The sequence below is a fragment of the Flavobacterium sp. UBA4854 genome, from assembly GCF_002399805.1.
GTDB lineage: Bacteria > Bacteroidota > Bacteroidia > Flavobacteriales > Flavobacteriaceae > Flavobacterium > Flavobacterium ginsengisoli.
On the sequence record NZ_DHEI01000104.1, the window covers coordinates 1 to 3011 of the forward strand.

Here is a 3011-nt window from a genome sequence, read left to right on the forward strand (position 1 = left end):
GCTTCTATAACATTATTTCCAATTGTTCCGGCCGACAGTACAGCAACTTTCGTACCATCTTTTAAGCATTTTGCTTCGCCCCAATTTATTTTTTCGTAATGTCCGAAATTTTCTACTTCCCAATTTGGAAGAACTCCGCGACCTCTTGGATATCGAATTGCGATAGGATGATCTATTCCTAATTGAACTGTGTATAAAATGTTTTGAAGTTCAATTTCGTTTAATGGAGCATAAATAATCATATTCGGAATCGAACGCAGATACGCAATGTCAAAAACACCATGATGCGTTGCACCATCTTCGCCTACCAAGCCTGCACGATCGAGGCAAAATATGACAGGTAGATTTTGTAAAGCAACATCATGAATAACTTGATCGTAGGCACGCTGTAAAAATGTCGAATAAATATTGCAGTAAACAATCATTCCTTGAGTCGCCATTCCTGCAGCAAGCGTTACGGCATGCTGTTCTGCAATTCCGACATCAAAAGCACGTTCTGGAAATTCGTCCATCATAAATTTTAATGAACTTCCAGATGGCATTGCAGGTGTGATTCCGATTATTTTTTCATTCTTTTTAGCTAAATCTAGAATAGTTAAGCCAAAAACATCCTGATATTTTGGAGGAAGATTTTCTTCCGATTTTAAATGAATTTCTCCCGTCGAAGCGTCAAATTTACCAGGAGCGTGATATTTTACCTGATTTTCTTCAGCTTGCTGCAATCCTTTTCCTTTTGTAGTTACAATATGAAGGAATTTTGGGCCTTTTATCTTTTTGAGACGATTTAATTCTTTGATTAATTTTGGAAGATCATGACCGTCAATTGGACCAGAATAATCAAAATTCAAAGATTTAATGATATTGTTCTGGCGTGGATTTTTTCCGTTTTTAACCGAAGTAAGGTATTTTTTTAAAGCGCCAACACTTGGGTCAATTCCAATTGCGTTGTCATTAAGGATAACGAGAATATTCGCATCTGTAACTCCAGCGTGATTAAGACCTTCAAACGCCATTCCGCTTGCAATTGATGCATCGCCAATAACTGCAATATGCTCTTTGTCAAAATCGCCTTTTAATTTAGAAGCAATCGCCATTCCGAGTGCTGCAGAAATCGAAGTTGAAGAATGCCCGACACCAAAAGTGTCATAAACGCTTTCGCTCCTTTTTGGAAAACCAGAAATACCTCCAATTTGTCTATTGGTATCAAAATTTTCTCTTCTTTCAGTTAATATCTTATGTCCATAAGCTTGATGTCCAACATCCCAAACCAATAAATCGTTTGGAGTATTAAAAACATAGTGAAGCGCTATTGTAAGTTCTACAACGCCTAAACTTGCTCCCAAATGCCCTTCTTTTACAGAAACTATATCAATAATAAACTGACGAAGTTCTTGGGCAACTTGGGCGAGCTGTTCTTCTTTTAAAAGACGTAAATCAGCGGGATTATATATGTCGGAAAGTAAATCGCTTTTCATTGTAAGGTAAAAAGCAAATTTACGGTTTTAAATTTAATTTTCTCTTAGAGTCTTATTTCAATAAAATGGGTACAGAATATTGCATTCTCACTTTTTTTCCGTTCGATTCGCCTGGCAACCATTTAGGGCATAAGCTTAAAACCCTGATGATTTCTTTTTCGAGAGGTTCTTCAACTGCAGGAGCACATTCAAGAAATGATACAGAACCATTTTTTTCTACAGCAAATGAAAGCGTAAAATTCAGCTTCCAATATTCTACTTCTTCAGGTTTTTTATATTCTTTCATGAAGAAATTATGAAATTGTTCAATGCCACCTGGAAATTCTGCATTAGAATTTGAAACTGTTTTTGCAACTATCGAAGTATCATCTTTTTTTGTTTTATCAGATTTTGATGATTTGTTCTCTTCAACTTCTCTAGATGCTATTGTTGTAGTTTTCCTAATTTTAAGCTGCTCAATTTTTGATATATCTGACGGTGCTTGATCTGATTTTTTTGTACTGATTGCAGTTGTATCTAAAGCATCTGGCTTTGTAGTCAAAGTATCTTTGTTAATATCAATGTTTTTAGCTTCCGGCTGTTTATTTTCTTTGTTTTGACAACCGAAAAGAACTAGAACCATAACTACATACAACGTTGGCAAAAATGATTTGCAATTTATATGAATAGTTATTTTATGTTTAATTTTCATTATTTAAATGTAATTGGCAAAATGAAAGTTGATCGCACATCCCCATTGTTTGTTTTTCCAGGAATCCATTTTGGACCAGATTCTAAAACTTTAATAACTTTTGCTTCATTTTCTGAAGATGCGTTTTTGGTTACTTGAAAATTAGTTAAAGTGCCGTCTCTTTCTACTACAAATAGGACTGACATTTCTCCTTTTTTTGAAGCAGTGTAATTTTTTGCAAAGTAAGAATAGAATTTTTTCATTCCGCCTTTTGGAGCAGGTAAAATATCCAAATCAACTGAATTATATATAATGCTATACTTAAAACGATAATATTCAATAGGTTTAGAAGGAACTACCATTCCCATTGTGACTCTTTCTCTTGGTATTTTTGTTTTTTCTTTTTTAGATTCAATCTGATGCCCATAGCAGGAGGAAACATCTTCATCTTGATTTTGTGTTGGATTGTCAACAATTTCAATTTGATCAATTTTTTTCTTGTTGCCATCTTTATCTGCACAGCTAAACAAAGTGGTTCCCATTGCAATAAACAAAGCGAGAAGAAATATTTTATGGTAGTTTGTCTGCGAATATAAAACGCGATTAGGAATTTGAATCGTAATGTGATCTAACTGTGATTGTTTAAACCTTCCGCAAATTTTTTGGTTTTGGTTTTGAATGAAATAATGCTGAATTTCTTCTGGAAGCATAGAAGTGAAATCCATAACCGTTTTAGAACAGCTTACACAGAAACGCCCATTTTCAGTTGGAGTCATTTGATCCCAGTTCTCGCTGCAGGGTTTAGGTATTTCTATTTTATGTCTTATTTCCATTTTTCAAGTGCTATTGGGAAACTAATTTTTTCT

The 3011-nt window shown here is 34.4% G+C and carries 3 protein-coding genes; all 3 read right to left on the reverse strand.

Annotated elements, in window-relative coordinates; translation table 11 throughout:
* Positions 1-1475: 1-deoxy-D-xylulose-5-phosphate synthase (locus B3J44_RS15295; protein ID WP_286969395.1), on the reverse strand; the 1475-nt coding region annotated here is incomplete at its 3' end.
* A 52-nt stretch (positions 1476-1527) separates the two neighbouring features.
* The gene (locus tag B3J44_RS15300) at positions 1528-2166 is read right to left on the reverse strand and encodes an energy transducer TonB (protein ID WP_286969397.1); all 639 of its coding nucleotides are present in this window, start codon (positions 2164-2166) and stop codon (positions 1528-1530) included.
* On the reverse strand, positions 2166-2978 hold the full coding sequence (locus B3J44_RS15305) for an energy transducer TonB (RefSeq protein ID WP_286969399.1): 813 nt from the start codon (positions 2976-2978) through the stop codon (positions 2166-2168). Before B3J44_RS15305 ends, B3J44_RS15300 begins: the two co-directional genes overlap by 1 nt.
* Between the last annotated feature and the right edge of the window lie 33 nt (positions 2979-3011).